Below are 26441 nucleotides of genomic sequence, written 5' to 3' on the forward strand. Positions count from 1 at the left end.
CGGACCGGCCCGCATGGGCGGCAATGAGAAACTGGGCGCGATATGAACGAGACAGCGTCCTTGCGAGCCCGTGCCGAGATCGACCTCGCCGCACTCCGCGCCAACGTGCGCGCCCTGCGCGCCCGGGCGGCCGGGGCGCACCTCATGGCCGTGGTCAAGGCCGACGCCTACGGGCACGGCGCGGTCCCCTGCGCGCGCGCCGCGCGGGAGGCGGGCGCCGCCTGGCTGGGCACCGCGACCCCGCAGGAGGCCCTGGCCCTGCGCGCCGCCGGGCTAGACGGCCGGATGCTGTGCTGGCTCTGGACGCCGGGCGGGCCCTGGCGCGAGGCGATCGAGGCCGGCATCGACGTGTCGGTCAGCGGGATGTGGGCGCTGCGCGAGGCCACCGAGGCCGCCGCGGCGGCCGGGCGGACCGCCCGGATCCACCTCAAGGCCGACACCGGACTCGGCCGGGCCGGCTGCCAGCCCGCCGACTGGCCCGAGCTGGTCGCCGCCGCCCGCACCGCCGAGCGCGCGGGCACCGCGCGGGTCACCGGCCTCTGGTCGCACTTCGCCTGCGCCGACGAGCCGGGCCACCCCTCGATCACCGCCCAGCTGGACACCTTCCGCGACATGGTGGCGTACGCCGAGAAGGCCGGCGTCGAGCCCGAGGTGCGGCACATCGCCAACTCCCCGGCGACCCTGACCGTCCCCGAGTCCCACTTCGACCTGGTCCGGACCGGGATCGCCATGTACGGCATCTCGCCCAGCCCCGAGCTGGGGACCTCCGCCGACTTCGGGCTGCGCCCCGTGATGACGCTCGCCGCGTCCGTCGCCCTGGTCAAGCAGGTCCCGGCCGGCCACGGCATCAGCTACGGCCACCACTACACGACGCCCCGCGAGACCACGCTCGCCCTGGTGCCCCTCGGTTACGCCGACGGCATCCCGCGCCACGCGTCCGGCCGGGGCCCGGTCCTGGTCGGCGGGGTGCGGCGGACCGTCGCGGGCCGGATCGCCATGGACCAGTTCGTCGTGGACCTGGACGGCGACGAGGTGGCGGCGGGCAGCGAGGCGGTGCTCTTCGGCCCCGGCGACCGGGGCGAGCCGAGCGCCGAGGACTGGGCGGAGGCGGCCGGCACCATCGCGTACGAGATCGTCACCCGGATCGGCGCCCGGGTGGAGCGCGTGCACCTGGGCGCCGGGACGGACTGACACGACCCACGAGGAGCGGGGCACGGGTGAGCGACATCAGTACGGGTGACGTGGTGGCGACGGCGGCCGCCTCGGGGACCGGCTGGCGCCGGGCGGGCATCGCCGGCGCCGCCATAGGCGTGCTCGCCGCCGGGGCCGCGGCCGGGGTCGCGGTGGAGCGGCTGACCGTCGGCCGGGGCATGCGCAAGCGCGCCCGCCTCGCCCTGGACGCGACCGGACCGTACGGCGCGCTGCGCGGGACGCCCGGCCGGGCCACCGCCGACGACGGCACCGAGCTGTACTACGAGGTGGACGAGGTCGATCCCCCGGAGGACCCCGCCCCCTCGGGCCCCCGCCGGCGCCGCCTCTTCGGGCGCAAGGAGCCCGCCCCCGTCACCGTCGTCTTCAGCCACGGCTACTGCCTCGGCCAGGACTCCTGGCACTTCCAGCGCGCCGCCCTGCGCGGCATCGTGCGCACCGTCCACTGGGACCAGCGCAGCCACGGCCGCTCCGAGCGCGGCCGCGCCCAGGCCCGCGAGGGGGGCGGGGTGCCCGTCGGCATCGACCAGCTCGGCCGCGACCTCAAGGCCGTCATCGACACCGCGGCGCCCGAGGGCCCGCTCGTCCTCGTCGGCCACTCCATGGGCGGCATGACGATCATGGCGCTCGCCGAGCAGTACCCGGAGCTGATCCGCGACCGGGTCGCCGCCGTCGCCTTCGTCGGTACGTCGAGCGGCAGGCTGAACGAGGTCAGCTTCGGGCTGCCCGTGATGGGCGTCAACGCCGTGCGGCGGGTGCTCCCCGGGGTGCTGCGGGCGCTCGGCTCGCAGGCGGAACTGGTGGAGCGGGGGCGCCGGGCGACCGCCGACCTGTTCGCCGGGCTGGTCAAGCGGTACTCATTCGGCTCCCGGGACGTGGACCCGGCCGTCGCGCGGTTCGCGGAACGGCTCATCGAGTCCACTCCGATCGACGTGGTCGCCGAGTTCTACCCCGCCTTCGCGGAGCACGACAAGAGCGCGACCCTGCCCCTCTTCCGCGACCTCCCGGTCCTCATCCTGGCCGGTGACAAGGACCTGGTGACGCCCAGCTCGCACAGCGAGGCCATCGCGGACCTGCTGCCCGACGCGGAACTGGTCATCGTCCCGGACGCCGGGCACCTGGTCATGCTGGAGCACCCCGAGACGGTGACCGACCGGCTCGCGGACCTGCTGGTGCGGGCCGGAGCCGTACCGGAGTCCTCTAACGTTGGCGGGCATGGAACCGCAGAACAGCCCGGCGGCCACTGAGGCCGCCGCGTACGGACACGTCCCCGGCGCCGTCAGTGTGCGCCTCGCCCTCGACTCCCCCGAACAGATGCAGGCCCTGGGCCGCCGGCTCGCCGCCGCGCTGCGCCCCGGCGACCTCGTGATGCTCACCGGCGAGCTGGGCGCCGGCAAGACGACCCTGACCCGGGGGCTCGGCGAGGGCCTGGGCGTACGGGGCGCGGTGACGTCCCCCACCTTCGTGATCGCCCGCGTCCACCCTTCGCTCACCGGCGGGCCCGCGCTGGTCCACGTCGACGCGTACCGGCTGGGCGGCGGTCTCGACGAGATGGAGGACTTGGACCTCGACGTGTCGCTGCCGGAGTCCGTGGTGGTCGTGGAGTGGGGCGACGGCAAGGTCGAGGAGCTGTCGGACGACCGGCTCCAGGTGTTCATCGACCGGGCGGTGGGGGACACCGACGACGAGCGCCGCACGGTGACCCTGGTGGGCGTGGGGACGCGCTGGGCGGGGCTGCGGAACGAGTCCTGGGCGCCCTGGGGCTGAGCGGGCGGCTGTTTCCGACGCGGTGTCGGCAAAATGTTGCGCGGGACGGGGCGGGCATGGTGACATGGAGGACGAGAGCGGGTTAGGTCTACCTAACCACGCCTTCCACCGGAGCCGGAGCCCCAGGAGGCGCCATGCCGACATCCGACCGCGAAACCGGGCCGCCGCGAGCGGCGGTACCGATGAGCACCCTGCTGGCCGCGAACGCGGCGGCAACCGCGGTATCGACACCCCCGTCCCCACGCAACAAGCCCCGCCCGACGAACCCCGACCGCCCGGCCACGACCACTCGCGCGGCAAAATCCGGACGGGCCGCACATTCAAGCCCGTCCGGCGATTGAGGACATCTTCGGCACGTCCGAGGACGGGCCGCACATTCAAGCCCGTCCGGCGATTGAGGACATCGGTAACGGGGGAGCGCACGGCCCGCACCGGCGAATCAAGCCCGTCCGGCGATTGAGGACAAAGGGGCGGCCCGCGCTACGGGACCACCACCACCGTCGCCCCCACCGTGGCGAACCGCCACACCGCATCCCCGTCGGCCCGGGACATCCGCACGCCCCCCGCCTTCACCGTGGGGTCCGGCTCCTCCATCGACCCGTCCTGCGCGGCGCTGAAGCCGATCGTCACGTCGTTCACCGTGGCGAACCGCACCACGTGCTCGATCGGCACGCCGTCGGACCCCTTCACGCTGCCCGAGCGCGACGTCACGTGATACGTGCCCGGCACCGCGTGCACCGGGCTCGGCATCACCTTGAACGTCCGCGACGCCTTCCCCTTCGCGTCCACCAGCCACACCCGGCGGTCGTGCAGCGCGTAGACGACCCGGGCCCCGGTGCCGGAGCCGGCGGGGACGGTGAGCGGGTCCTTCTTCGGCTTGGCCTTGCCGTGCTCGCCGGCCGGGGCGGACGGCGAGGCGCTGGCGGACGCCTTCGGCTTCGCGGCCAGGTCGTCCGGCACATTCGCGGAAGCCTGGTACGCCAGGAAGCCGACCGCCGCGACGGCCGCCGCGGTGAGCGCGGCCACGATTCCCGAGCTGCCCCTTGCCACCGTGCGTGCCTCTTTCGCTGTCGTGTGCCGTAAGGCGCGAACCGTACGTCGTACGCGAACCGTAAGTCGTACAAGCGTTTACACGTACTCCGCGTATACCCGGTGACGGTAGCAGCCGGGACAGCCCGGGCCGGGATGCCGTACGGGGCGCGGGGCGGGCCGCGCCGGAGCCGTAGGCTGTTTGCGTGCTCTTGCTCGCAATGGATACCGCCACCCCCGCCGTCACCGTCGCCCTGCACGACGGGACCCGTGTCGTCGCCGAGTCCGCGCAGGTCGACGCCCGCAGGCACGGGGAGCTGCTGCTGCCCGCCGTCGACCGGGTCCTCGCGGACGCCGGAATGACACTCGACGCCGTGACGGACGTCGTCGTGGGCGTCGGCCCCGGCCCGTACACCGGACTGCGCGTCGGCCTGGTGACGGCCGCCACCTTCGGCTCGGCGCTCTCCGTGCCCGTGCACGGCCTGTGCACCCTGGACGGCCTCGCGTACGCCGCCGGGCTCGACGGCCCCTTCGCCGTCGCCACGGACGCCCGCCGCAAGGAGGTCTACTGGGCGCGTTACGAGGACGCCCGCACCCGGACCGAAGGCCCCTCCGTCGACCGGCCCGCCGACATCGCGGACCGGCTCGCGGGCCTGCCGGTCGTCGGCGCGGGCGCGGTGCTGTACCCCGCGGCGTTCCCGGACGCGCGCGGCCCCGAACACCTCGCGGCTGGCGCCCTCGCGGGCCTCGCCGCCGAACGCCTCGCGGCGGGCGAGGAGCTGCTGCCGCCGCAGCCGCTCTACCTGCGCAGGCCCGACGCGCAGGTCCCGAAGAACTACAAGGTGGTCACCCCGAAGTGACCGTCACGACCGCGGTGCTGCGCGAGATGCGCTGGTGGGACATCGAACCCGTGCTCGCCCTCGAGCACGAGCTGTTCCCGGAGGACGCCTGGTCGGCGGGCATGTTCTGGTCCGAGCTGGCGTACGCGCGCGGCCCGGCGGCCACCCGCCGCTACGTCGTCGCCGAGGAGCCCGGCACCGGCCGGATCGTCGGGTACGCGGGCCTCGCCGCCGCCGGTGACCTCGCCGACGTACAGACGATCGCCGTCGCCCGTGACCACTGGGGCGGCGGCCTCGGTTCCGAGCTGCTGACCGACCTGCTCAGGCACGCCACGGCCTTCGAGTGCGCCGAAGTGCTCCTGGAGGTCCGCGTCGACAACACGCGCGCCCAGAAGCTGTACGAGCGCTTCGGCTTCGAACCGATCGGCTTCCGCCGCGGCTACTACCAGCCGGGCAACATCGACGCGCTCGTCATGCGCCTCCACGTACACGAAGAAGCAGAAGAAAACGGGATCCACTGATGGCTGACGAACCGCTCGTACTCGGCATCGAGACCTCCTGCGACGAAACCGGGGTCGGCATCGTCCGGGGAACCACGCTCCTCGCGGACGCCGTCGCGTCCAGCGTCGACACGCACGCCCGCTTCGGCGGCGTCGTCCCGGAGATCGCCTCCCGCGCCCACCTGGAGGCGATGGTCCCCACCATCGAGCGCGCCCTGAAGGAGGCCGGCGTCAGCGGCCGCGACCTCGACGGCATCGCGGTCACCGCCGGACCCGGCCTCGCGGGCGCCCTGCTCGTCGGCGTCTCCGCCGCCAAGGCGTACGCGTACGCGCTGAACAAGCCGCTCTACGGGGTCAACCACCTGGCGTCCCACATCTGCGTCGACCAGCTGGAGCACGGCCCGCTGCCCGAGCCGACCATGGCGCTCCTGGTCAGCGGCGGGCACTCCTCGCTGCTGCTCGCGCCGGACATCACCAACGACGTGCGGCCCCTCGGCGCGACCATCGACGACGCGGCCGGCGAGGCGTTCGACAAGATCGCCCGGGTCCTGGACCTCGGCTTCCCCGGCGGCCCGGTCATCGACCGGCTCGCCCGCGAGGGGGACCCGGCCGCGATCGCCTTCCCGCGCGGTCTCACCGGCTCGCGCGACCCCGCGTACGACTTCTCCTTCTCCGGCCTGAAGACCTCCGTCGCCCGCTGGATCGAGGCCAAGCGGGCGGCCGGCGAGGAGGTGCCCGTCCGGGACGTGGCCGCGTCCTTCCAGGAGGCCGTGGTGGACGTGCTCACCCGCAAGGCCGTCCGCGCCTGCAAGGACGAGGGCGTCGACCACCTGATGATCGGCGGCGGCGTCGCGGCCAATTCCCGGCTGCGCGCGCTCGCCGAGGAGCGGTGCGAGCGGGCCGGCATCCGGCTGCGCGTGCCCCGGCCGAAGCTGTGCACCGACAACGGGGCGATGGTCGCCGCGCTCGGCGCCGAGATGGTCGCCCGCAACCGGCCCGCCTCCGACCTGGAGCTGTCCGCCGACTCCTCGCTGCCCGTCACCGAGACCCACGTACCGGGCGCCCACACGCACGACCACGACCACGTGCACGAGATCAGCAAGGACAACCTCTACTCATGAGCGCCCCGGTCACCGCCCTGATGTGGGAGGCCCGCGCCGCCGAGGGCCGGGGCGGCGAGCTGGCGGAGTGGGCCCGCGCCCGCGCCGCCGCGCTGCCCCGCCCCCCGCTCCGCAGCGAGCTGCTGCGCGCCCCGCAGGACCGGGTCCTCGTCATCACCTGGTGGCAGGGCGCGTACGCCGACGAGCTGCCGGAGCTGCCCGAGCCCGACCCGGACCTCGTCACCCGGCCGGTCCACCGCTGGCGCTTCGCATCGCTCGGAGCGGTTTAGCTCCGGCACGTCGATGAGTTCCCGGCGCCCGCGCGGTCTACCCTTCACGGCACTTTGCCCCTGTACGTGAGGAGAGCACCATGCAGAAGGTCACCACGTTCCTGTGGTACCCGAAGGGCCTGATCGAGGAAGCGGCCGACTACTACGTCTCCGTCGTCGGCGGTGACTCGCGCGTCCTGGAGACCACCCGCTGGACCGCCGCGGGCCCCGGCGAGGAGGGCACGGCGATGACCGTACGGTTCCAGCTGGACGGCGCGGAGTACGTCGCGTTCGACGGCGGGCCCGAGTTCACCTTCACCGAGGCCGTCTCGCTCTCCGTGGAGTGCGACTCGCAGGAGGAGGCGGACCGGCTGTGGAACGAACTCACCTCCGGCGGCGGCCAGGAGAGCCAGTGCGGCTGGCTCAAGGACAAGTACGGCCTCTCCTGGCAGATCGTCCCGCCGGGCCTCGGTGAGGCCCTGACCGACCCGGACCCGGAGAAGGCCGCCCGCGCGATGAAGGCGATGCTCGGCATGAGGCGCCTGGACATCGAGGCCATCCGCAACGCCTGAGCCCCGCCCGCCACTTGGGGCCAGGGGCGCTCGATAGGGTCTGCCCATGTCCCCTCGCTTCGTCCTGCCGCCGCCCCCGCCGCCCGTGGAGATACGCGCCTGGCCCGACCGGGACGCGCTGCTCGCCGACCGGTCCTTCCTGCTCGGCACGCTGGTGAAGGCGCACATCGGACCCGGCCGGCTCGGGCTGCTGTGGCTGTGGGGGGCGGTCGGCGCGATCGGCTGGTCGTTCATCGGGACGGCGGTCATCACCTTCGAGGAGTCGTACGACGCCATCAGCGCGATCGTCGGCGTGGTGATGCTCGCTCTGGGCGCCGGCGCCCTGATCCCGGCGGTGATCCTGCTCGTCGTCGGGCTGCGCCGGGACGTGGCGGTGCGCCGGCTGCTCACGCAGTGGGGCGAGCTGGACCGCGACCCCGCCCGCGATGCCGGACTCCGGCTGCCCGGCACGACGCTGGGGTGGCTGCTGCCCTCCTTCGCGCTCGGTGCGCTGGGGCTCTACCTCTGCGTCGTCGTGCCCGCCGGAGCGGTCCGGGGTGAGGACACGTACGGGCTGATGGTCCTGATCATGGGGCTCGGGCTGCTGGCCTGGCTCGTCGGGCTCGTCGGCGTCTTCAAGGCGTTCTGGCACCGGCGCTGGATCGTGCGGACGCTGGCCGGGGCGGCCGCGCGGCCCGCGCCGGTCGCGCAGGGCGGCGGCGTCCACCGCTGAAGCCTTCCCGGCCGCCTCCGTGTGAGCCACCCGGGGGACCGCGCGTGCCCGGCGGCGGTGTCGGAGCCGATGCCCCGTCACGTACTGGCAGGATCCGGCGCCATGCAGCCAGTACGACAAAAGGACAAATTGGCCATGAATGGGCGTGAACCGGGTGCGGTGACGGGTGGGCGGCAGCGGGTACGGGGTCGCTTGCGGCGCGGGCCGGGTTACGCGGTCGCCGCCGCGCTCCTGGTCGCCGCCGCCGCGTCCGGCTGTGCGGCCGGGGACGAGGACGCGGGCGCCGCCCGGAGCGCGAAGCTCCAGGCAGGCCAGGCGGGGCCGCAGGCCGAACCGGCCGCCGGGGCGCTCGGCACCCGCGCGGCGCGGGCGGAGCGGGCCAGACTCGCCCAGGCCGCCCGTGCGGTCGCCGCCAAGAGGTGGGGCCTGGCGGGCACGCCGCTCGCGGCGCCCGTACCGCCCGCGAAGAAGCCGCACCTCACCACCCGCAAGGGCTTCGAGGTCGAGGGCCAGGACGACTCGCTGCCGCCGGTCTTCACCCGGGTCCCCACCACGGACAAGGTCGTCTTCCTGACGATGGACGACGGGGACGACAAGGACCCCGAGCTGCTGAAGATGATGTCGGAGCTGAACATCCCGTACAGCGCCTTCCTCAGCGACTACCTGGTGCGCGACGACTACACGTACTTCAAGGACGCCCAGTCCCGCGGGACCGTGCTCGGCAACCACACGCTCAACCACCGCTACCTGCCGGGCCTCTCCCGCGACGAGCAGAAGCGCGAGATCTGCGGCGAGCAGGACATCATCGAGAAGCAGTTCGGCAAGCGGCCCCGGCTGTTCCGGCCGCCGTACGGCAACTACAACGCCGACACGCTGAAGGTCGCCAAGTCCTGCGGCATCACCGCCGTGCCGCTGTGGGAGGCGGAGGCGTTCCCCGACCACATGGAGTGGCGCGAGGAGGACCGGACCCTGCACCCCGGCGACATCATCCTCACCCACTTCCGCGGCAAGGAGGACTGGAAGGGCAGCATGCCCGACCTGGTCCGCTCCGTCATGAAGGTCGTCACGGACCAGGGGTACGCCGTGGCCCGCCTGGAGGACTACGTATAGGAGGCGGCGTACGCGCGGGCGTCCCCGGGCTCCGGGTGCGCGTCCTCGTACGCGCTGTGCCAGGCCGTCAGCGTGAGGACCAGCAGCAGGCAGACGCCGATCAGCTGGACGGCGCCCGCGATCAGCAGCCCGTGGCGCAGCAGCACCACGGCGATCACACAGGCCGTCACCGTGACGGTGGCGAGGACGAGAGTGCCGGACCAGTCCGTCCCGGGCGGTCCGGCCTCCGTCATGTCCGGGTTCGGCGGCCGGGGGTCGGAGCCCGTGTACGCGTAGAAGAAGACCGCAGCGAGCACCCCCTCCAGCGCGATGAGGAGCAGGCCGAGCACCACGTCCAGGCAGCCGGTCGCCACCGGTCCCGGGCGGGTCGCGGCCGGGCGGTCCCGGCCGGCGGGTCGTATGCGCATGCCACCACCGTCCACCGGAACGGTCCGGGCGGCCCCCGCGTTGTCCCTACGGTGGCCGGAACGTTGCGGGGCCGCAGCCGCAGCCGCAGCCGCAGCCGCAGCCGCAGCCGCGGGGGCGGGCGGCTCCCGCGTACGCCACGAGGGGCGGGAATTGGCACTCCGCTTGACCGAGTGCTAACCGCGGTCATAGTCTCAGTGCTGGCACTCCCTACTGGAGAGTGCCAGCAGTACTGTGCGACCGGCAGGTCCGGCACCCGCGACGACGGGCCCACCTGGTCGCCACCCAAAGACTGTTAAACCCCGTGAGATCTCCGAAGGGGGAGACCGGATCGTGTCGACCGCCAGCTCCAAGGTTGCGATCAAGCCGCTCGAGGACCGCATCGTGGTCCAGCCGCTCGACGCCGAGCAGACCACGGCCTCCGGCCTGGTTATCCCGGACACCGCCAAGGAGAAGCCCCAGGAGGGCGTCGTCCTGGCCGTGGGCCCGGGCCGCTTCGAGAACGGCGAGCGCCTGCCGCTCGACGTCAAGACCGGCGATGTCGTGCTGTACAGCAAGTACGGCGGCACCGAGGTGAAGTACAACGGCGAGGAGTACCTCGTCCTCTCGGCGCGCGACGTCCTCGCGATCATCGAGAAGTAATTCACCCACGTTTGCTTCTGTTCTGCGCCCCTGGCCCCCTGCGACATAACTAGCCGGGCGGCAGGGGCGCAGTTCTTGTTTTTGAGAGGAACAGTTCAGCTCCATGGCGAAGATCCTGAAGTTCGACGAGGACGCCCGTCGCGCCCTTGAGCGCGGCGTCAACAAGCTTGCCGACACGGTGAAGGTGACGATCGGCCCCAAGGGCCGCAACGTCGTCATCGACAAGAAGTTCGGTGCCCCCACCATCACCAACGACGGTGTCACCATCGCGCGCGAGGTCGAGCTGGACGACCCGTACGAGAACCTGGGTGCCCAGCTGGTGAAGGAGGTGGCGACCAAGACCAACGACGTCGCGGGTGACGGCACCACCACCGCCACCGTCCTCGCCCAGGCGCTCGTTCGCGAGGGTCTGCGCAACGTCGCCGCCGGCGCCTCCCCGGCCGCCCTGAAGAAGGGCATCGACGCCGCCGTCAAGGCCGTGTCCGAGGAACTCCTCGCGACCGCCCGCCCGATCGACGACAAGTCCGACATCGCCGCCGTCGCCGCGCTCTCCGCGCAGGACCCGCAGGTCGGCGAGCTCATCGCGGACGCGATGGACAAGGTCGGCAAGGACGGCGTCATCACCGTCGAGGAGTCCAACACCTTCGGCCTGGACCTCGACTTCACCGAGGGCATGGCCTTCGACAAGGGCTACCTGTCCCCGTACATGGTGACCGACCAGGAGCGTATGGAGGCCGTCCTCGACGACCCGTACATCCTGATCCACCAGGGCAAGATCGGCTCGATCCAGGAGCTGCTGCCGCTCCTGGAGAAGGTCATCCAGGCCGGTGGCTCCAAGCCGCTCCTGATCATCGCCGAGGACGTCGAGGGCGAGGCCCTGTCGACCCTGGTCGTCAACAAGATCCGCGGCACGTTCAACGCCGTCGCCGTCAAGGCGCCGGGCTTCGGCGACCGCCGCAAGGCCATGCTCGGCGACATCGCCACCCTCACCGGTGCGACCGTCATCGCCGAGGAGGTCGGCCTCAAGCTCGACCAGGCCGGTCTGGACGTGCTGGGCACCGCCCGCCGCGTGACCGTCACCAAGGACGACACCACCATCGTCGACGGCGGCGGCAAGGCCGACGAGGTCGCCGGCCGCGTCAACCAGATCAAGGCCGAGATCGAGGCCACGGACTCCGACTGGGACCGCGAGAAGCTCCAGGAGCGCCTGGCGAAGCTGGCCGGCGGGGTCTGCGTGATCCGCGTCGGTGCCGCCACCGAGGTCGAGCTCAAGGAGAAGAAGCACCGTCTGGAGGACGCCATCTCCGCGACCCGCGCCGCGGTCGAGGAGGGCATCGTCTCCGGCGGTGGCTCCTCCCTCGTCCACGCCGTCAAGGTCCTGGAGGGCAACCTCGGCAAGACCGGCGACGAGGCCACCGGTGTCGCGGTCGTCCGCCGCGCCGCCGTCGAGCCGCTGCGCTGGATCGCCGAGAACGCCGGCCTCGAGGGCTACGTCATCACCTCGAAGGTCGCCGAGCTCGACAAGGGCCAGGGCTTCAACGCCGCGACCGGCGAGTACGGCGACCTGGTGAAGGCCGGCGTCATCGACCCGGTCAAGGTCACCCGCTCCGCCCTGGAGAACGCCGCGTCCATCGCGTCGCTGCTGCTCACGACCGAGACCCTGGTCGTCGAGAAGCCGGCCGAGGACGAGCCGGAGGCCGCGGGCCACGGCCACGGTCACTCGCACTAGCGTTTGCCCCGAAGAGGCCCGGCACCCCGCGAGGGGACCGGGCCTCTTTGCTGTGTGGTGACCGGTCAGGCGCAACCCCCGGGTTGCGTCCGGGTTCGCAAAGTGCAACCCTGGAGTTGCATCCGACGGTGACGATGAGGGAGCCCTCATGAGCGAGGACCGGATCGAACGCGAGACCTTGATCGCGGCGCCCCTTGAGCGGGTCTGGTCGCTGGTGGCCCAACCCGGTTTCTGGGTGGCCGACAAGGCGAGTCTGCCGGGCACCGTGGCCAAGGAAGGCGAGTCGATGACGGCGAGGAACACCGAGCACGGCGACTTCCCGGTGCGGGTGGAGAAGGTCGAGCCGCCCACGTACCTCGCGTACCGCTGGACCAGCGCGTTCCCCGGGGAGGAGCTGCGCGAGGACAACAGCACCCTGGTGGAGTTCACGTTGACCCAGGAAGGCGAGGGGACGCGGCTGCGCGTGGTCGAGAGCGGGTTCGCGGCGCTGGCCGCGTCCGAGGAGCTGCGCAGCCGGAATCTGAAGGACCACGCCGGAGGCTGGCCCCTGGAGCTCGACGCCCTCAGGGCCCGCGCCGAACAGCACGCCCCGTGACGGAGGAACGTCCCGGCGCCGCCGAGGCCGTCGACAGTGTCCTCGCCGCGCTGGCGGACCCGACGCGGCGCCGGCTGCTCGACCTGCTCGCCGCACAGGGCGAGGCCACGGCCACGACGCTCGCCGGACGGCTTCCCGTCTCGCGGCAGGCGGTGGTCAAGCACCTCGCCGTCCTGGAGGCCGCCGGGCTGGTTTCCGGCGGCCGGGTCGGACGTGAGGTGCGGTACGCGGTACGGCCCGCGGCGCTCGACGCGACGGCGCGGTGGATGGCCTCGCTCGCGGCCTCCTGGGACCGGCGGCTGGCCCGCATCAAACGCGTCGCCGAGGCGCCGGAACAGGAGTGAAGGAAGCACGCCATGGACACCACAGCACTGCGCACCGCCTACGACAGGCTGCTCGAAGCGGCGGCCCTGCCCGGCCTCGGCGACGCGGACGACGGGGGATGGAACGCCGACGAGATACTGGCCCATCTCCTCAGCGTCGACGCCTCGATCGCGGCGGTCGCCCTGGCGGTCGTCGCCGGTTCACGGCCCGCCTTCGACAACCGGGTCTCCCTCGACCCCTGGAACCTCGGCCGGATCATCACGGAGCACGCGGGCCGGACGGACCTGATCGACCATGTCCGGAGTCAGGCCACCGTCCTGTGCGACATCGCCGACCGGCTCGACGAGGAAGCCGCCTCGGTCCTGGTGCCGACCCTCCTTCTCTCCCATGACGCCGTCGTGCTGGACCGGCCGATGCCCCTGGCGAGCCTCGTGGACGGCCTCGCCGAGGACCACGTGCCCGTGCATACGCGTCAGCTCCTCGATCTCCGCGCCGCCGCCCCCGGGCACGCGTGAAGGCGGGGCCTCCGCGCGTGCCCGGACGTCACGCCGACCGGTCCAGCGCCGCCGGGTGCACCGGCTCCGCGAACGGGCGGCCCTGGGCGTACCGTTCCAGCTCGTCCAGCGCGTGGTCGGTCATCCGGTGCAGCTCGTTGCCGAGGGAGCCCGCCACGTGCGGGGTCAGGAGGACGTTCGGCAGGTCGTACAACGGGGAGTCGGCGGGCGGCACTTCGGGGTCCGTCACATCGAGTACGGCGTGCAGCCGGCCCGGGACCAGTTCGCGCAGCAGGGCGGCCTCGTCGATCAGGGAGCCCCGGGCCGTGTTGATCAGCGTCGACCCGGTCCGCATCAGCGCCAGCTGGCGGGCGCCGATCATGTGGTGGGTCCCGGGGAGCTGGGGGGCGTGCACGGAGACGACGTCGGCGCGGGCGCACAGCTCGTCCAGGGCGACCTGCTCGACGCCCAGCAGGGCTGCCTCGGCCGCGGTGACGAAGGGGTCGTACAGCAGGACCGCCAGGTCGAAGGGGCGGAGCAGCTCGATGACCCGGCGGCCGATGCGGGAGGCGCCCACGATGCCCACCGTGCGGCGGTAGTTGCCGGCCCCGTCCAGCTCGGCGCGCCAGTCGTGGCCGGCGCGGACCGCGCGGTAGACGTGGGCGGAGTGCGGGACGCGCTTGTTGGCCAGCAGGATCGTGGCCAGGGTGTACTCCGCCACCGGCAGGGCGTTGGCCCCGGCCGCCGAGGAGACGGCGAGGCCGCGCTCCCAGCAGGCGTCGGTGATGTGGTGCTTGACGGAGCCGGCCGCGTGGACGACCGCCTTCAGGCGGGGCGCGGCGGCGAGGACCTGCTCGGTGAGCGGGGTGGCGCCCCAGCAGGTGAGGAGGACCTCGGCCTCGGCGAGCGCGGCGGCGACGCGGGGGTCCGGGTCGGCCAGGTCGTGGGCGACGAGGGCCGGGTCCGTACGGGCGAGGGCGGCGAGCCGGTCGCGGTGGCGCGGTTCGAAGAGGCGCTGGTGGATGTCCGGGCCCATGGCGAGCAGGACCGACGGCCGGGGGTCAGGGGTGGACTGCATGGTGGGAACGACTCCCTTGAGGTGAGGGCTACTTGACGCTGCCGGCGGTGAGTCCGGCCTTCCAGTGCCGTTGCAGGGAGACGAAGGCGACGATCAGGGGGATGACGGCGAGGAGGGACCCGGTGACGACGAGCGGGTAGAAGGCCGGCTCGCTGTGGGTGTTGGTGTTCCAGGAGTACAGGCCGAGGCTCAGCGGGAAGAGATCGCGGTCGGAGAGCATCACCAGCGGGAGGAAGAAATTGTTCCAGATCGCGGTGAACTGGAAGAGGAAGACGGTCACGAACCCCGGCATCATCATCGGCAGCCCGATGGAGAAGAAGGTGCGCAGCTCGCCCGCGCCGTCGATGCGCGCGGCCTCCAGCGCCTCGCCCGGGATGTAGCCGGCGGAGAACACCCGGGCGAGGTAGACGCCGAAGGGGTTCACCAGGACGGGGATCAGCACCGACCAGTACGTGTTGACGATGCCGAGCTTGCTGGCCAGCAGGTACATGGGCAGGGCCAGCGCCGTCGTGGGCACGAGCACACCGAGCAGGACGAGCCCGAACAGCTTCTCCTTGCCCCGGAACTCGTACTTGTCGAAGGCGTACCCGGCGGCCACGCAGATCAGCGAGCAGACCGCGGCGCCCACCCCCGCGTACAGCAGGCTGTTCCCGTACCAGCGGAAGTAGACGCCGTCCCCGTACGAGGCGATGTCGGAGAGGTTCTTCGAGAGGTCGAAGCCCTCGAAGGAGAAGGTGTCCCCGGCGAGCAGCGAGCCGGTGTCCTTGGTGGCGGCGGTGACCAGCCAGACGAGCGGGAAGAGCATGTAGAGGACGGCCAGGAGCAGCGCTCCGTTGACGGCGGCCTTCGACAGCCAGGGATTCTTGCGGGTCGTGGTGCTCATGCGTGCGCGCCCTTCCGGCCGGTGAGGCGGGTGACGACGAAGGACAGCAGGGCGGCGGTGAGCGCCAGGAGTACGGAGGCGGCGGCCGCGAGTCCGAAGTCGTTACGGGCGAAGGCCGCGGTGTAGGCGTACATGTTCGGTGTCCAGGAGGAGGAGACGGCGGACCCGGAGCCGGTGTTGAGGATCAGTGGCTCGGTGAAGAGCTGGAGCGAGCCGATGATCGTGAAGAGCACGACCATGACGACCGAGGACCGGATCAGCGGGAGCTTGATGCTGAACGCGATGCGCCCGCCGCTCGCCCCGTCCACCGTGGCCGCTTCGAGGACGGAGCGGTCGATGGCCTGGAGGGCGGCGTAGAAGATCACCATGTTGTAGCCGAGCCATTCCCACAGCGCGATGTTCACGACGGAGGGCAGCGCGCCGCCCGGTGAGAAGAAGTCGAAGCCGATGCCGCCGGAGTGCATCGCGGAGACGACGGGGCTGAGACCGGGCGTGTAGAGGTACAGCCAGATCATCGCGGCGATGATGCCGGGCACGGCGTGCGGCAGGAACAGCGCGAGCTGGAAGAAGCGCCGGGCGCGGGCGAGCGCCGAGTCGAGCAGCAGGGCGAGCCCGAGGGCGCCGCCGACCATCAGCGGGATGTAGACGGCGCAGTAGCCGAGGAGGACGAGGAAGCCGTCGCGGAAGACCCGGTCACCCAGCGCCGCCGTGTAGTTGCCGAGTCCGGTGAAGACCGTCTCGGATCCGCCGAAGCCGAGCCCCGATTGCTGTTCGGTGAAGAGGCTGAGCCAGACCGCGTATCCGATCGGGATCAGCATCACCGCGGTGAACAGGACGAAGAACGGGGTCAGCAGGGCCGCGGCGGCGCGGGTGCGGGCTTTCATCCGGTCAGCCCTCGACCTTCAGGCCGCGCTTGGACAGCTCCGCGACGGTCGCGTCATGGGCGGCCTTCACGGCGTCGGGGATGGTGGTGCCGCCCCCGGCGAGCTTGCCGAAGCGGTCCTTGAGCGTGGTGTTGGTGGTGCCCATCGCGGGGCCCCAGGTCCAGCCCGGCTTGATCGCGGCGCCGCCGTCCTCGAAGACCTGGTAGATGTCCTGGCCACCGTAGAACTTCGTGTCGAACGCCTTCTTGGCGGCCGGGCGCAGGGCGAGGGCGGCCGGGAAGGCGCTGGAGGTGCCGGAGGAGATACGGGCCTTGATGCCGTCCTCCGTGGTGGTCATCCAGGTGGCGAACTCGACGGCGGCCGCGGCCTTCCCGCTGTTCTTCGGCACGGCGAAGGTGGTCCCGCCGAGCATGCCGCCGGCGGGCTTCCCGTCCCACGTCGGGATCGGGGCGACGGCCCACTTGCCGCTCTGCTCGGGCAGGGTGCCGCCGAGGACGCCGCCGCCCCAGGAGGCGCCGAGGTAGCCGATGGTGCCGCCGGTCTTGAGGGAGTTGGTCCAGGCGGGGGAGAAGGAGGCGTCGGTGCGGACCAGGCCGTCCTTCACCAGGCCCTGCCAGTAATCGGCGACCTTCGTGGTGGCGGCGTCGGTCGTGTCGACCTTCCAGGTGTCGCCCTCGGCCTTGAACCACTGGGCGCCGGCCTGCCAGACCATCGCCTCGAAGGTGGTCGGGTCGTCCGGGAAGAAGGTGCCGATGCAGGCCTTGGCGTCGGCCTTCTTCACCTTCTCGGCGGCGGACTTGAACTCGGCCCAGGTCTTGGGGACGTCGATGCCGTACTTGGCGAACAGGTCCTTGCGGTAGAAGAACGCCTGCGGCGCGGCATCGAAGGGAACGGCCCAGCTCTTGCCGCCGAGCGTCGTCTGCTCGATCGCCTGCGGGAGGAACTTCTTCTTCACGTCGTCGGTGAGGTACGCGCCGATGTCCTGGAACCCGCCCTGGCTGACGTACTCGGGGAGCTGCGGGTACTCGACGGAGACCAGGTCCGGGGCGTTGCCCGCCTTGATCGCGTTGGAGATCTTGGCGTAGCCGCCGGCGTTCCCGGACGGGGTCTCCTCGAACTTCACGCGGATGTTCTTGTGCGAGGCGTTGAACGCGTCCACGACCTCCTTGGTGCCCTTGGCCCAGCCCCAGAAGGTGATGGTCACGGGCTTGGCGGCGGTGCCGGTCCCGCCGCCCCCGGCGTCGTCCCCGCTCCCGCCGCAGGCCGTGACGACGGCGAGGGCGGTGACGGCTCCGGCTATGGAAAGAGTCGTTCTGCTCCAACTGCGGTTCACGACGGGCTCCTGAGTCGACGGTGACAGGGACGTTGGGCGTGATCCTTGGTCCACCGATGACCGAAGTCAAGAGCGAAAGATTGATTGATCGAGAAAAGATCAGAACGTTATCGAGCGGTCGACGCCCGTACCCGCAGCCGTGGCAGCAGTGCCAGATGCCTGCCCGGCTCGTCCTCGTCCCGCCCGGAACCGTCCCGCCCCGCGCCGTCCCGCCCGGCGCCGAGCCGCCCGATCAGCAGCTCCGTCGCGTACCGCCCGACGTGGCGCTTGGGCGGGCTGACGGCCGTGAGCGGGATGTCGCCGAGCGCGGCGACCTCGTCGTCGTACGCGATCACCGCCAGGTCCTCCGGCACCCGCACGCCCAGCTCGGACAGGCGCTGCACCAGGTGGATCGCGTCCACGTCGTTGTGCACCACCACCGCCGTGGCCCGGCCGGAGACCACCGCGTCGCGCACCTCGCGCACCGCCTCCTCGAAGCGCTCCGGCTCCACCTCGGGCCCGGAGGTCCCGATCATCGCCGGGGCGCCGTCGGCCAGCCCCAGCACCGCGAGCGCGTCCTCGTACCCCGAGCGCACCGCGAGCGCGGTCGGGCTGTCGGCGCGGGCCACCAGGAGCGGGGTGCCGTGGCCGAGGCCGATCAGATGGCGCACCGCGAGCAGCACCCCGTGCCGGTGGTCGGAGCAGACCCGGTCCAGGCCGTCCAGCGGCGATCCGGGTGCCGGGGTGCGCTCCAGGAGCACGGCGGGCACCGGCAGCCCGGCCATCCAGTCCCCGTACGCCGCCTGGTCCTCGGCGCCCCGCCAGGCCGGGGCGATGAGCAGCCCGTCGGCCCCGGAGGCGAGCAGCCCCTCGGCGCGCGCCCGGTCCCCCTCGGGCCGGTAGTCGGAGATCCGCAGCACGAGCCGGCCCCCGGCGCGCGCGGCCGCCTCGTGCGCGCCCCGGATGACCTCGGCGAAGTAGTACGTCGCCGAGGGGGCGATCAGCCCGAGCACCGGGCCGCCGCCGCCCGGCCCGGGGGCGGCGGCGGACGCGTCCCGGGGCCAGGAGACCGAGCCGTGGACCCGGTCCAGCAGTCCGCGCTCGGCCAGCGCCTCGGCGTCGCGGCGCGCCGTGACGGGGGAGACCCCCAGCAGGCCGGCCAGATCGGAGACACGGGCCGAGCCGCGCTCCCGTACCAGGGCCAGAAGTCGGTCGTGACGTTCAGCTGCACTCTCGCGCACGGCGGCAGTCCCCTTGTAAATCGCGATGTGGTGGCTCGGCTCGCCAGACCCTATCCACTGTGATCGATTGACGGAAGTTTCGATCATTCGCTACTTCGCCATTGACGTTCGATCAATCCGCGGTTCAGGATTCCCGGCGACGCCGAAGTCCGCCTCCCCTGGGAGCATCATGCCCACGACGAGTCCGTACACGGGGTACACCCGTGCCGATTGGGAGCGGGCGGCCGACCGGCTGCTGCTCGCGGTACGCCCCTACGCCTCGCCCCGCCACGGCCGCATCGACCTCCCCGGCCCCCGGCCGAGCTGGTCCGGCCCCCTCTCCGACGGCCTCGAAGGGTACGCCCGCACCTGGCTGCTCGCCGCGCTGCGGACCGCCGGGGCGCGCGGTGAGGACCCGCACGGCTTCCTCGGCCGGTACGCCGAAGGGCTCGCCGCCGGCACGTCGGACCCGGCGGGCGGCCCCGACGCCTGGCCCCGCATCGCGGACGTACCCCAGGCCATCGTGGAATCCGCCTCCATCGCCCTGGGCCTGCGCCTCACCCGCCCCTGGCTCTGGGACACCCTGCACGAGCGCACCCGTCAGCGCGCAGTCGACTGGCTCCTGCCCGCCCTCGACGCGCCCCCGGTGAACAACAACTGGTGGCTCTTCGGGCTCACCGTCGCCGGCTTCCTCCAGGACGCGGGCATCGAGACCGACCGGGCCCGGAAGACCATCGACCGCGCGCTGGAGCACGTGGAGGGCTGGTACCTGGGCGACGGCTGGTACAGCGACGGCCCCAACCGCTCCTTCGACCACTACAACGCCTGGGCCATGCACTTCTACCCGGTCCTGCACGCCCACCTCGCCGGCGACCGGGACCTCCTGGACCGCTACGGCCCCCGCCTGCACCGCCACCTGGACGACTACAGCCGCATGTTCGGCGCGGACGGCGCCCCCATGCCGTTCGGCCGCTCCCTCATCTACCGCTTCGCCGCCGCGGCCGCCCCCTGGCTCGGCGCCCTGACCGGCCACACCCCGCTCACCCCGGGCGCGACCCGCCGCCTCGCCTCCGGCACCCTCCGCCACTTCCAGGACCGGGGCGCCACCGACCGGGACGGCCTCCTCACCCTGGGCTGGCACCGCCCCTACCAGCCGATGCTCCAGACGTACTCCGGGCCCGCCTCCCCGTACTGGGCCTCCAAGGGCTTCCTCGGACTCCTGATGCCCCCGGACCACCCCGTCTGGACGGCCGACGAGGAGCCGCTGCCCGCCGAGACCGCGGACGCCGTGACCGTCCTCGGCCCGACCGGGATGCTCCTCCAGTCCACCGCCGCGGACGGCCTCGTCCGGCTCCACAACCACGGCTCGAACCACGTGGGCGACGAGGAGGACCCCGGCTACGCCCGCTTCGCGTACTCCACCCGGACCGGCCCCACGCACGGTCCCGCCGAGCGCGACAACCACTTCGCGCTGCTCCCCGACGGCGAGCCGACCGCCCGCCTCACCGCCGACCCCCTCGGCCCGGCCGTCTCCGCGCACACCCCGCACCCGGGCGGCCCCGGCGTCCGCGTCGTCTCCGCCACCCTCGCCCGCGGCCGCGCCGAGGTCCGGGCGCATCTGGTCACGGGCGCGCCCGACGGCACGCCCGTCCGCCAGACGGGGTGGGCGGCCGGGGGCGACCCGGCGCTCACCGCCCAGCTCCACCCGGTCCACGGCTACGGGACCGGGGTCCGAGAACTGCCCGGCGGGGACACCATGTTCGGCGAGACCTCCGGACTCCTGGCCGTCGAGGGCGCCACCGCCGGGCCCCGGTCCCTGTTCGTCGCGCTCGCCTCACTCACCGGCGAGCCGGACCCGGCGCCCGTCGGCACCCTCGCGGACATCCGCGTACAGAGCCCCCACGAGATCCATGTGACCTGGCACGACGGCGCCGCCGCCGTACTCCATCTCCCGGAGGAATCAGAGGAATCATGAGCCGCCGACGCACCCTTCTCGCGACCGCAGCCCTCACCGCCCTCGCGGCCACCGCACTGGCCACCCCCGCCCAGGCCGCCGGCCACCGGCCGGGCACCTTCTACGTCGACTGCGCGGCCACCGCCCCCGGCGACGGCTCCCGCCACCACCCCTGGACCACCCTCGCCGAGGCCAACGCCCACACCTTCGGGCCGGGCGACCGCCTCGTCTTCCACCGCGGCTCCACCTGCACGGGCACGCTCACGCCCCGGGGCGCGGGCTCGGCGTCGGCACCCGTCACCGTCTCCGACTACGGCAGCCGCCACGCCTCCCGCGCGGTGCTCGACGGGGCCGGAGCGCACGACGTGATCCTCCTCGCCGACACCCAGCACTACCGCGTCTCGAACCTGGAGATCACCAACGCCGCCGCCCCCGGCACCGAGCGCAACGGCATCCGGCTGCGCCTCACCGACTACGGCACCGCCCGGGGCTTCGAGCTCGACCACCTCTACATCCACGACGTACGCGGCGGCGACCACAAGACCCTCACCGGATCCAGCGCGATCCACATCGCCGTCGAGGGCACGACCAGGGCGAGCAGCTACGACGGCCTGGACATCCACCACAACCTCATCGAGGACGTCGACCGCGAGGGCGTCTACTTCAAGTCGACGTACTCCAAGCGCGACCTGGTCGGCAACCAGCAGGACCCCACCGCCTACCCGGGCGACTGGACACCCTCCACGCACGTCCGGATCTCGTACAACACCCTGCGGTCCATCGGTGGCGACGGCATGAAGCTCGACACCACCGCCGGGGCGCGCGTCGACCACAACCGGGTCGACGGCTTCCAGCTGCGCTCGCCCTCCGCCAACGCGGGCATCTGGACCTTCAACACCGACGACACCACCGTCGAGTACAACGAGGTCTCCGGCGGCGGGAACACCCACGACGGCATGTCCTTCGACGCCGACGGGGCCTCCCGGCACACGGTCTTCCAGTACAACTACAGCCACGACAACAAGGGCGGCTTCCTGCTGGTCTGCCCGTACAGCGGCGCCAGGACCGTCGACACGGTCGCCCGGTACAACGTGAGCCGCGACGACGGCGAGCGGCTGCTCCAGAACTGCTGGGGCCCCATCCTCAACACGCAGGTCTACAACAACACCTTCGTCAACTCGAAGGACACCGTGCCGAAGTACCTGGTGCAGGACGACAACAGCAGCCCGGCCACCACCGTGCACGAGCAGCGCGTCACCAACAACCTCTTCGTGAGCGAGGGCACCGGCGGCTACGGCTTCACCAGTCCGACGCCCGGCCTGGCCTTCGACCACAACGCCTTCCACGGCGCCCCGATGACCCGTCCGAACCCGGGCGGCATCACCACCGACCCGCTGCTGCGCGACGACTTCCGGCTCGGCGCGGGCTCCCCGGCCCTCGCCGCCGGCGCGGTGGTCGAGGACAACGGCGGCCGGGACTACTTCGGCAACCGCCTGAGGCCCGGCGCCCCCAACATCGGCGCCTACGCGGGGCGCGGCGTGAAGTAGCCCCGGGCCCCGCCACCGCGGCCCCTCCTACTGCGGTCCGTACGCGCGGCCTGTTCGTGAGGTCAGTCCTCCGAGCAGGCCGCGCGGGACCAGCTTCACCGCGCCCATCAGCACCTTGTAGCGCGGGTCCGGGATCGACACCGACTTCCCGCGCGCCAGGTCCGTGAGCGCCGCGCTCACCAGCTTGTCCGCGTCGAGCCACATCCAGCCCGGGATGTTGCCCGTGCCCATCCCGGCCCGCTGGTGGAACTCCGTACGCACGAAGCCCGGGCACAGCGCCATCAGCCGCACCCCGGACCCGGCCAGGTCCTTCGCCGCGCCCTGGCTGAACTGCACGACCCACGCCTTCGACGCCCCGTACGTGCCGCGCGGCACGAACGCCGCGACCGAGGCCACGTTGACGATGCCGCCCCGGCCTCGCTCCCGCATCGGGGCCGCCGCGGCCGAGGTCAGCCGCAGCACCGCCTCGCAGTGCACCTTGAGCATCGTCAGCTCGTCGGCCATCGGGACCTCCAGATAGCGCCCCTTGTTGCCGAAGCCCGCGTTGTTCACCAGCAGGTCGACCGGGTGCCGGGCGTTCCCGAGGCGTTCCTCGACCGCGCGGATGCCCTTGTCGTCGGACAGGTCGGCCCGCAGCACCTCGGCCTCGATGCCGTGCCGGTCGTGCAGCTCGGTCGCCTGCTCGCGCAGCCGCTCCGCGTCCCGGGCCACCAGGACCAGGTCGTACCCGTCGGCGGCGAGCCGCCGGGCGAAGGCGGCACCGATACCCGCCGTCGCGCCCGTGATCAGTGCAGTCGTCATACGCGGCACGTTAGAGCATCCGGAAACGGCGCCCCCGGGCGCTCCCGGGCGCTCAGGAGGTGGTCAGCTCCGCCGCGTACGCGCGCGCCGTGCGCAGCGTCGACGGGCACAGCGCCTCGCCGGCCGGAAGCAGCAGCGGCAGCAGGTCGCGCCGGGTCGTCACGGCCCGGAACTGCAGCTCCACCGTCACCTCGTGGTCCGGCCGGTGCACGATCTCGACCGGGTCGCCCGCCCGGACGGACCCCGGCGTGATCACGCGCAGGTACGCCCCCGGGGCCGCCGCCCGCGTGAACCGCTTCACCCAGCGGGCCTCGCCGAGGTGGCCCTGGAACGTGCGGCACGGGATGCGGCCCGAGGCGACCTCCAGGACCAGCTCCCCGCCGATCCGCCAGCGCTCACCGATCAGGGCCTCGCCGACCCGCAGCCCCGCCGTGGTCAGGTTCTCCCCGAACGAGCCGTTGGCCAGCGAGCGGCCCAGCTCCCGTTCCCAGGCGTCCAGGTCCTCGCGCGCGAAGGCGTACACCGCCTGGTCCGAGCCGCCGTGGTGGCGCAGGTCGCACACCGCGTCCCCGGCGAGCCCGCTGCCGCCCTCACCCCTGGGGCCGGGGTCCGAGACCCGGACCGGCCCGTCCACGGGCCGCTTGTCGATCCCGGTCCTGCCACCGGGGGCATCGGTGTAGGACGCCGCCGTGGGACGCCCCGCGTTCACGGTGAGCACAGTCATCGCGGTCATACCGGAACGGTATCCAAGGGCCGCCCAAAGTCGCACATGAATATTTCGCGGTCGCCCCAAGTGTTGCTTATGATGGAGAGGTGATCGAAGCCCGCCACCTCCGCGTCCTGCGCGCCGTCGCCGCCACCGGCTCGTTCTCCGCCGCCGCCCGCGAGCTGGGCTGCACCCAGCCCGCCGTCAGCCAGCAGATGAAGGCCCTGGAGTCCTCCGCGGGGACCACGCTGCTCATCCGGACCGGGCGCGAGATGCGGCTGACGGAGGCGGGCCAGGCGCTGGTGCGGCACGCCTCCGGCATCCTCGCCGGGCTCACCGCCGCCGAGGAGGAGGTCGCCGCGATCGCCGGACTGCGGGCCGGCCGGGTGCGGCTCGTCTCGTTCCCGAGCGGCAGCTCGTCGCTGGTCCCGGGCGCCCTCGCCGCCCTGCGCGCCGCCCACCCCGGCACACGGGTCTCCCTCGTGGAGGCCGAGCCGCCCCGGTCGGTGGAGATGCTGCGCGACGGCGACTGCGACATCGCGCTCGCCTTCCGGTACGGCGAACCGGGCGCCGAATGGGACGACCTGGTGGTCCGCCCGCTGCTCACCGACCGGCTCACGGGCCTGGTCCCGGAGGGGCACGCGCTGGCGGACCGGGACGAGGTGGGCATCGCAGAACTGGCCGGAGAATCCTGGATCGCCGGGTGCCCCCGGTGCCGCAGGCAGCTGGTTGAGGTGTGCGAGGGGTCCGGGTTCACCCCGCGCATCGACTTCGCCACCGACGACTACCCGGCGGTGATCGGCCTGGTCGGCGCGGGCCTGGGGGTCGCCGTGCTGCCGGCGCTGGCCATCGAGTCGGTACGCCCCCGGGGGGCCAGGACCGTCACGGTGGTGCCGGCCATCGAACGCGAGATCGTCGCCCTGACCCTGCCCGACCTGGCGCGGGTCCCGGCCGTGGCGGCCACCCTGGACCACCTGGCACTGGCCGCGAGCAAATCAAGCCCCACCGGCGCGAAATCCAGCCTCGCCGCACCATCCGGCCCCGCCGGCGTCTGAGGCGCGGGGCCCGGGGCGGAGCCGCGAAAACCAGCCCCTCCGGCGCTTGAGGAGCGGGGGCCCGGGGGCGTAGCCCCAGGTTTCGGGAAGGGGCGGGTGAGGTGAAGAAACGTTTCTCCTCCGATACGCGCAGCGAAGGTCACCCATGCCCCGGCGGAGACGCCGGTGCCGCCGTGATCAGCCGGTTGCGCGCACGCCCCATCAGCTCCTCGCGCTCGTCCTCGGTGAGCCCGCCCCACACCCCGTAGGGCTCGCGTACGGCCAGTGCGTGCGCCGCGCACTCCGCGCGTACGGGGCACCGCATGCAGACCTCCTTCGCGGAGGTCTCGCGCGCGCTCCGGGCGGCTCCGCGTTCCCCCTCGGGGTGGAAGAAGAGCGAGCTGTCGACCCCGCGGCAGGCCGCCAGCAGCTGCCAGTCCCACAGATCGGCGTTGGGTCCGGGAAGTCGGGAGAAATCGGCCATTGCTTGTCCCCTCGAAACCGTGCTGAGTCGGAAGCGTCGTGTGCGTCGTGGGTGGGTGCTCGTCGATGACCGCGTACAAGACCGTACATCTACGGTGTTAGTAGATGTAAATATGACTGATTGCGAATCTAGCCACAGACACCACCAAAAGGGAAGAAATCCCGCTAAATGGGGCACGGGTCCACCAAAAGTTTCGGTTGACGACTGGACGACCCGTGGCGCTCTCCTCCGTGAGCGCGTACTCACGTAGAGTGCCGAACTCGGTCTTCCGACCCGTAACTCTTTCGAGTGACCATCGTTGAGAGTGCGGAGGCGGTTGGCAGAAAGAGCGATCGGGCAGATGTCCGAGAGCGTCAACCGCACAGGTGACGACTTGTAACAGCCTGGAGGCTCAAGGTGACGCGCATCAGCTGCGGAGGGCGGTCATGACTTCCGTCCTCGTCTGCGACGACTCCCCGCTTGCCCGAGAAGCGCTCCGTCGCGCGGTCGCGACCGTGCCCGGCGTCGAGCGTGTGACGACGGCCGCCAACGGCGAGGAAGTCCTCCGCCGCTGGGGTGCCGACCGTTCGGATCTGATTCTCATGGACGTACGCATGCCCGGGCTCGGGGGGGTGGAGACGGTCCGGCGGCTGCTCTCCGCGGACCCCGGCGCCCGGATCATCATGCTGACCGTCGCCGAGGACCTGGACGGCGTCGCGCTCGCGGTCGCCGCCGGTGCCCGCGGCTATCTGCACAAGGACGCCTCCCGGGCCGAGCTCCGGGCGACCGTCACGCAGGCGCTGGCCGACCCGACGTGGCGGCTCGCCCCGCGCAGGCTGCGGTCGGCCGAGATGGGGGCGGCGCCCACGCTCACGGCGCGCGAGATCCAGGTGCTGGAGGGGATGAGCCACGGCCGCTCCAACGCGGAGATCGGGCGCGAGCTGTTCCTCTCCGAGGACACGGTGAAGACGCACGCCCGGCGGCTCTTCAAGAAACTCGGCGCATCGGACCGCGCCCACGCGGTGGCCCTGGGTTTCCGGTGGGGCCTGGTGCGCTGACAGTCGGCCCGGGCCCGCGGGCCCGGGCGCAGGGGGTGCGGCGCAAGCCGTACCCCGCCGATCCGGCGGTATGTGACGCTTCCCGGCCGATGCCGCATCCTTGAGACGTGGAGTTCCTCGGGAACGATTCGGTCGAGCGGAAGGGGAGGGCGCAGGACATGACTTCCGGCGCACCCGCTCATAACGCTTCGGTGCACAACTACGG

The 26441-nt window shown here is 72.4% G+C and carries 29 protein-coding genes; 19 read left to right on the forward strand and 10 right to left on the reverse strand.

Annotated features, from left to right (window positions below):
• Positions 1–42 precede the first annotated feature (42 nt).
• From alr to tsaE, 3 genes are read left to right on the forward strand one after another with little or no spacing between them, the layout of a single operon-like run.
• The gene (alr, locus tag ABZ565_RS11485) at positions 43–1191 is read left to right on the forward strand and encodes an alanine racemase (protein ID WP_361023679.1); all 1149 of its coding nucleotides are present in this window, start codon (positions 43–45) and stop codon (positions 1189–1191) included.
• A gap of 26 nt (positions 1192–1217) precedes the next feature.
• Entirely contained in the window at positions 1218–2456 is a 1239-nt protein-coding gene (locus ABZ565_RS11490) for an alpha/beta hydrolase (protein ID WP_361023682.1), read from the forward strand.
• Positions 2425–2976, forward strand: a complete 552-nt coding sequence (gene tsaE, locus ABZ565_RS11495) for a tRNA (adenosine(37)-N6)-threonylcarbamoyltransferase complex ATPase subunit type 1 TsaE (protein ID WP_361023686.1) — start codon at positions 2425–2427, stop codon at positions 2974–2976. The genes ABZ565_RS11490 and tsaE overlap by 32 nt, the downstream gene beginning before the upstream one ends.
• Positions 2977–3456: 480 nt before the next feature.
• Here the strand turns inward: tsaE and ABZ565_RS11500 are convergent, their stop codons facing one another.
• Positions 3457–4002: a hypothetical protein gene (locus tag ABZ565_RS11500; protein ID WP_361024083.1), complete on the reverse strand. Its 546-nt coding sequence runs from the start codon at positions 4000–4002 to the stop codon at positions 3457–3459.
• A 224-nt stretch (positions 4003–4226) separates the two neighbouring features.
• On the opposite strand from ABZ565_RS11500, the gene tsaB reads away from it, so the two are divergent.
• The 7 genes from tsaB to ABZ565_RS11535 all read left to right on the forward strand — a co-directional run bounded on the left by tsaB (position 4227) and on the right by ABZ565_RS11535 (position 9107).
• The gene (tsaB, locus tag ABZ565_RS11505) at positions 4227–4865 is read left to right on the forward strand and encodes a tRNA (adenosine(37)-N6)-threonylcarbamoyltransferase complex dimerization subunit type 1 TsaB (RefSeq protein ID WP_361024086.1); all 639 of its coding nucleotides are present in this window, start codon (positions 4227–4229) and stop codon (positions 4863–4865) included.
• Positions 4862–5365 (forward strand): ribosomal protein S18-alanine N-acetyltransferase, encoded by a 504-nt coding sequence (rimI, locus tag ABZ565_RS11510; protein WP_361023690.1) that lies wholly within the window; start codon positions 4862–4864, stop codon positions 5363–5365. The genes tsaB and rimI overlap by 4 nt, the downstream gene beginning before the upstream one ends.
• Positions 5365–6465, forward strand: a complete 1101-nt coding sequence (gene tsaD / locus ABZ565_RS11515; RefSeq protein WP_018101178.1) for a tRNA (adenosine(37)-N6)-threonylcarbamoyltransferase complex transferase subunit TsaD — start codon at positions 5365–5367, stop codon at positions 6463–6465. Before rimI ends, tsaD begins: the two co-directional genes overlap by 1 nt.
• The gene (locus ABZ565_RS11520) at positions 6462–6734 is read left to right on the forward strand and encodes a hypothetical protein (protein ID WP_361023694.1); all 273 of its coding nucleotides are present in this window, start codon (positions 6462–6464) and stop codon (positions 6732–6734) included. Before tsaD ends, ABZ565_RS11520 begins: the two co-directional genes overlap by 4 nt.
• Before the next feature lie 80 nt (positions 6735–6814).
• Positions 6815–7285: a VOC family protein gene (locus ABZ565_RS11525; RefSeq protein WP_361023697.1), complete on the forward strand. Its 471-nt coding sequence runs from the start codon at positions 6815–6817 to the stop codon at positions 7283–7285.
• Between the two features lie 46 nt (positions 7286–7331).
• Complete coding sequence (locus ABZ565_RS11530; RefSeq protein WP_361023700.1) at positions 7332–7997, forward strand: hypothetical protein; 666 nt, start codon at positions 7332–7334, stop codon at positions 7995–7997.
• A gap of 102 nt (positions 7998–8099) precedes the next feature.
• A complete protein-coding gene (locus ABZ565_RS11535; RefSeq protein ID WP_361023703.1) occupies positions 8100–9107 on the forward strand; it encodes a polysaccharide deacetylase family protein in 1008 nt (335 codons plus the stop codon).
• Here ABZ565_RS11535 and ABZ565_RS11540 read toward each other — a convergent pair.
• Positions 9098–9514, reverse strand: coding sequence for a DUF6234 family protein (locus ABZ565_RS11540; RefSeq protein WP_361023706.1), 417 nt, complete (start codon positions 9512–9514; stop codon positions 9098–9100). The two genes, ABZ565_RS11535 and ABZ565_RS11540, sit on opposite strands and share 10 nt — an antisense overlap.
• 331 nt (positions 9515–9845) lie before the next feature.
• Here ABZ565_RS11540 and groES point away from each other — a divergent pair, with 331 nt between their 5' ends.
• From groES to ABZ565_RS11565, 5 genes are all read left to right on the forward strand, one after another.
• Positions 9846–10154 carry a co-chaperone GroES gene (gene groES / locus ABZ565_RS11545; protein WP_018101172.1) on the forward strand — a complete coding sequence of 103 codons (309 nt, stop codon included), beginning with the start codon at positions 9846–9848 and terminating at the stop codon, positions 10152–10154.
• Positions 10155–10257: 103 nt separating this feature from the next.
• The gene (gene groL / locus ABZ565_RS11550; RefSeq protein ID WP_361023710.1) at positions 10258–11883 is read left to right on the forward strand and encodes a chaperonin GroEL; all 1626 of its coding nucleotides are present in this window, start codon (positions 10258–10260) and stop codon (positions 11881–11883) included.
• A gap of 148 nt (positions 11884–12031) precedes the next feature.
• Complete coding sequence (locus ABZ565_RS11555; protein WP_361023714.1) at positions 12032–12478, forward strand: SRPBCC domain-containing protein; 447 nt, start codon at positions 12032–12034, stop codon at positions 12476–12478.
• Positions 12475–12822: a metalloregulator ArsR/SmtB family transcription factor gene (locus ABZ565_RS11560; protein WP_361023718.1), complete on the forward strand. Its 348-nt coding sequence runs from the start codon at positions 12475–12477 to the stop codon at positions 12820–12822. The genes ABZ565_RS11555 and ABZ565_RS11560 overlap by 4 nt, the downstream gene beginning before the upstream one ends.
• Positions 12823–12834: 12 nt before the next feature.
• Positions 12835–13317 (forward strand): hypothetical protein, encoded by a 483-nt coding sequence (locus ABZ565_RS11565; RefSeq protein ID WP_361023721.1) that lies wholly within the window; start codon positions 12835–12837, stop codon positions 13315–13317.
• 28 nt (positions 13318–13345) lie between these two features.
• Here the strand turns inward: ABZ565_RS11565 and ABZ565_RS11570 are convergent, their stop codons facing one another.
• The 5 genes from ABZ565_RS11570 to ABZ565_RS11590 all read right to left on the reverse strand — a co-directional run bounded on the left by ABZ565_RS11570 (position 13346) and on the right by ABZ565_RS11590 (position 18694).
• Positions 13346–14374 (reverse strand): hydroxyacid dehydrogenase, encoded by a 1029-nt coding sequence (locus tag ABZ565_RS11570; RefSeq protein ID WP_361023724.1) that lies wholly within the window; start codon positions 14372–14374, stop codon positions 13346–13348.
• A 28-nt stretch (positions 14375–14402) separates the two neighbouring features.
• Positions 14403–15257 (reverse strand): carbohydrate ABC transporter permease, encoded by an 855-nt coding sequence (locus ABZ565_RS11575; protein ID WP_361023727.1) that lies wholly within the window; start codon positions 15255–15257, stop codon positions 14403–14405.
• Entirely contained in the window at positions 15254–16141 is an 888-nt protein-coding gene (locus tag ABZ565_RS11580) for a sugar ABC transporter permease (RefSeq protein ID WP_361023730.1), read from the reverse strand. The genes ABZ565_RS11575 and ABZ565_RS11580 overlap by 4 nt, the downstream gene beginning before the upstream one ends.
• Positions 16142–16145: 4 nt before the next feature.
• Positions 16146–17474: a sugar ABC transporter substrate-binding protein gene (locus ABZ565_RS11585; RefSeq protein ID WP_361023733.1), complete on the reverse strand. Its 1329-nt coding sequence runs from the start codon at positions 17472–17474 to the stop codon at positions 16146–16148.
• 107 nt (positions 17475–17581) lie between these two features.
• On the reverse strand, positions 17582–18694 hold the full coding sequence (locus ABZ565_RS11590) for a substrate-binding domain-containing protein (protein WP_361023736.1): 1113 nt from the start codon (positions 18692–18694) through the stop codon (positions 17582–17584).
• A gap of 169 nt (positions 18695–18863) precedes the next feature.
• On the opposite strand from ABZ565_RS11590, the gene ABZ565_RS11595 reads away from it, so the two are divergent.
• Together ABZ565_RS11595 and ABZ565_RS11600 are read left to right on the forward strand one after the other, a co-directional pair.
• Positions 18864–20648, forward strand: coding sequence for a DUF2264 domain-containing protein (locus ABZ565_RS11595; RefSeq protein WP_361023739.1), 1785 nt, complete (start codon positions 18864–18866; stop codon positions 20646–20648).
• Positions 20645–22174: a right-handed parallel beta-helix repeat-containing protein gene (locus ABZ565_RS11600; RefSeq protein WP_361023742.1), complete on the forward strand. Its 1530-nt coding sequence runs from the start codon at positions 20645–20647 to the stop codon at positions 22172–22174. Before ABZ565_RS11595 ends, ABZ565_RS11600 begins: the two co-directional genes overlap by 4 nt.
• Positions 22175–22201: 27 nt before the next feature.
• Here the strand turns inward: ABZ565_RS11600 and ABZ565_RS11605 are convergent, their stop codons facing one another.
• Positions 22202–22975, reverse strand: a complete 774-nt coding sequence (locus ABZ565_RS11605) for an SDR family oxidoreductase (RefSeq protein ID WP_361023745.1) — start codon at positions 22973–22975, stop codon at positions 22202–22204.
• Positions 22976–23027: 52 nt separating this feature from the next.
• Positions 23028–23699 (reverse strand): MOSC domain-containing protein, encoded by a 672-nt coding sequence (locus tag ABZ565_RS11610; protein ID WP_361024089.1) that lies wholly within the window; start codon positions 23697–23699, stop codon positions 23028–23030.
• Positions 23700–23788: 89 nt separating this feature from the next.
• Here ABZ565_RS11610 and ABZ565_RS11615 point away from each other — a divergent pair, with 89 nt between their 5' ends.
• Positions 23789–24736, forward strand: a complete 948-nt coding sequence (locus tag ABZ565_RS11615) for a LysR family transcriptional regulator (RefSeq protein WP_361023748.1) — start codon at positions 23789–23791, stop codon at positions 24734–24736.
• 139 nt (positions 24737–24875) lie between these two features.
• On the opposite strand, the gene ABZ565_RS11620 is transcribed toward ABZ565_RS11615, so the two are convergent.
• Complete coding sequence (locus tag ABZ565_RS11620; protein WP_361023751.1) at positions 24876–25199, reverse strand: WhiB family transcriptional regulator; 324 nt, start codon at positions 25197–25199, stop codon at positions 24876–24878.
• 425 nt (positions 25200–25624) lie between these two features.
• On the opposite strand from ABZ565_RS11620, the gene ABZ565_RS11625 reads away from it, so the two are divergent.
• Entirely contained in the window at positions 25625–26236 is a 612-nt protein-coding gene (locus tag ABZ565_RS11625; RefSeq protein ID WP_003948568.1) for a response regulator transcription factor, read from the forward strand.
• Positions 26237–26441: the final 205 nt, after the last annotated feature.

Origin of the sequence: Streptomyces sp. NPDC016469 (assembly GCF_040632905.1) — a bacterium.
Classification (GTDB): domain Bacteria; phylum Actinomycetota; class Actinomycetes; order Streptomycetales; family Streptomycetaceae; genus Streptomyces.

Excerpts from the sequence above, each read along its gene's own strand:
- ABZ565_RS11580 (WP_361023730.1), bottom strand. The coding sequence starts at position 16,141 with ATGAAAGCCCGCACCCGCGCCGCCGCGGCCCTGCTGACCCCGTTCTTC.
- ABZ565_RS11610 (WP_361024089.1), bottom strand. The coding sequence starts at position 23,699 with ATGACTGTGCTCACCGTGAACGCGGGGCGTCCCACGGCGGCGTCCTAC.
- ABZ565_RS11595 (WP_361023739.1), top strand. The coding sequence starts at position 18,864 with ATGCCCACGACGAGTCCGTACACGGGGTACACCCGTGCCGATTGGGAG.
- ABZ565_RS11520 (WP_361023694.1), top strand. The coding sequence starts at position 6,462 with ATGAGCGCCCCGGTCACCGCCCTGATGTGGGAGGCCCGCGCCGCCGAG.
- ABZ565_RS11570 (WP_361023724.1), bottom strand. The coding sequence starts at position 14,374 with ATGCAGTCCACCCCTGACCCCCGGCCGTCGGTCCTGCTCGCCATGGGC.
- alr (WP_361023679.1), top strand. The coding sequence starts at position 43 with ATGAACGAGACAGCGTCCTTGCGAGCCCGTGCCGAGATCGACCTCGCC.
- ABZ565_RS11625 (WP_003948568.1), top strand. The coding sequence starts at position 25,625 with ATGACTTCCGTCCTCGTCTGCGACGACTCCCCGCTTGCCCGAGAAGCG.
- ABZ565_RS11620 (WP_361023751.1), bottom strand. The coding sequence starts at position 25,199 with ATGGCCGATTTCTCCCGACTTCCCGGACCCAACGCCGATCTGTGGGAC.
- tsaB (WP_361024086.1), top strand. The coding sequence starts at position 4,227 with ATGGATACCGCCACCCCCGCCGTCACCGTCGCCCTGCACGACGGGACC.
- ABZ565_RS11575 (WP_361023727.1), bottom strand. The coding sequence starts at position 15,257 with ATGAGCACCACGACCCGCAAGAATCCCTGGCTGTCGAAGGCCGCCGTC.
- ABZ565_RS11540 (WP_361023706.1), bottom strand. The coding sequence starts at position 9,514 with ATGCGCATACGACCCGCCGGCCGGGACCGCCCGGCCGCGACCCGCCCG.
- ABZ565_RS11605 (WP_361023745.1), bottom strand. The coding sequence starts at position 22,975 with ATGACGACTGCACTGATCACGGGCGCGACGGCGGGTATCGGTGCCGCC.
- ABZ565_RS11530 (WP_361023700.1), top strand. The coding sequence starts at position 7,332 with ATGTCCCCTCGCTTCGTCCTGCCGCCGCCCCCGCCGCCCGTGGAGATA.
- tsaD (WP_018101178.1), top strand. The coding sequence starts at position 5,365 with ATGGCTGACGAACCGCTCGTACTCGGCATCGAGACCTCCTGCGACGAA.
- tsaE (WP_361023686.1), top strand. The coding sequence starts at position 2,425 with ATGGAACCGCAGAACAGCCCGGCGGCCACTGAGGCCGCCGCGTACGGA.
- groL (WP_361023710.1), top strand. The coding sequence starts at position 10,258 with ATGGCGAAGATCCTGAAGTTCGACGAGGACGCCCGTCGCGCCCTTGAG.
- ABZ565_RS11600 (WP_361023742.1), top strand. The coding sequence starts at position 20,645 with ATGAGCCGCCGACGCACCCTTCTCGCGACCGCAGCCCTCACCGCCCTC.
- ABZ565_RS11565 (WP_361023721.1), top strand. The coding sequence starts at position 12,835 with ATGGACACCACAGCACTGCGCACCGCCTACGACAGGCTGCTCGAAGCG.
- ABZ565_RS11535 (WP_361023703.1), top strand. The coding sequence starts at position 8,100 with ATGCAGCCAGTACGACAAAAGGACAAATTGGCCATGAATGGGCGTGAA.
- ABZ565_RS11525 (WP_361023697.1), top strand. The coding sequence starts at position 6,815 with ATGCAGAAGGTCACCACGTTCCTGTGGTACCCGAAGGGCCTGATCGAG.
- ABZ565_RS11555 (WP_361023714.1), top strand. The coding sequence starts at position 12,032 with ATGAGCGAGGACCGGATCGAACGCGAGACCTTGATCGCGGCGCCCCTT.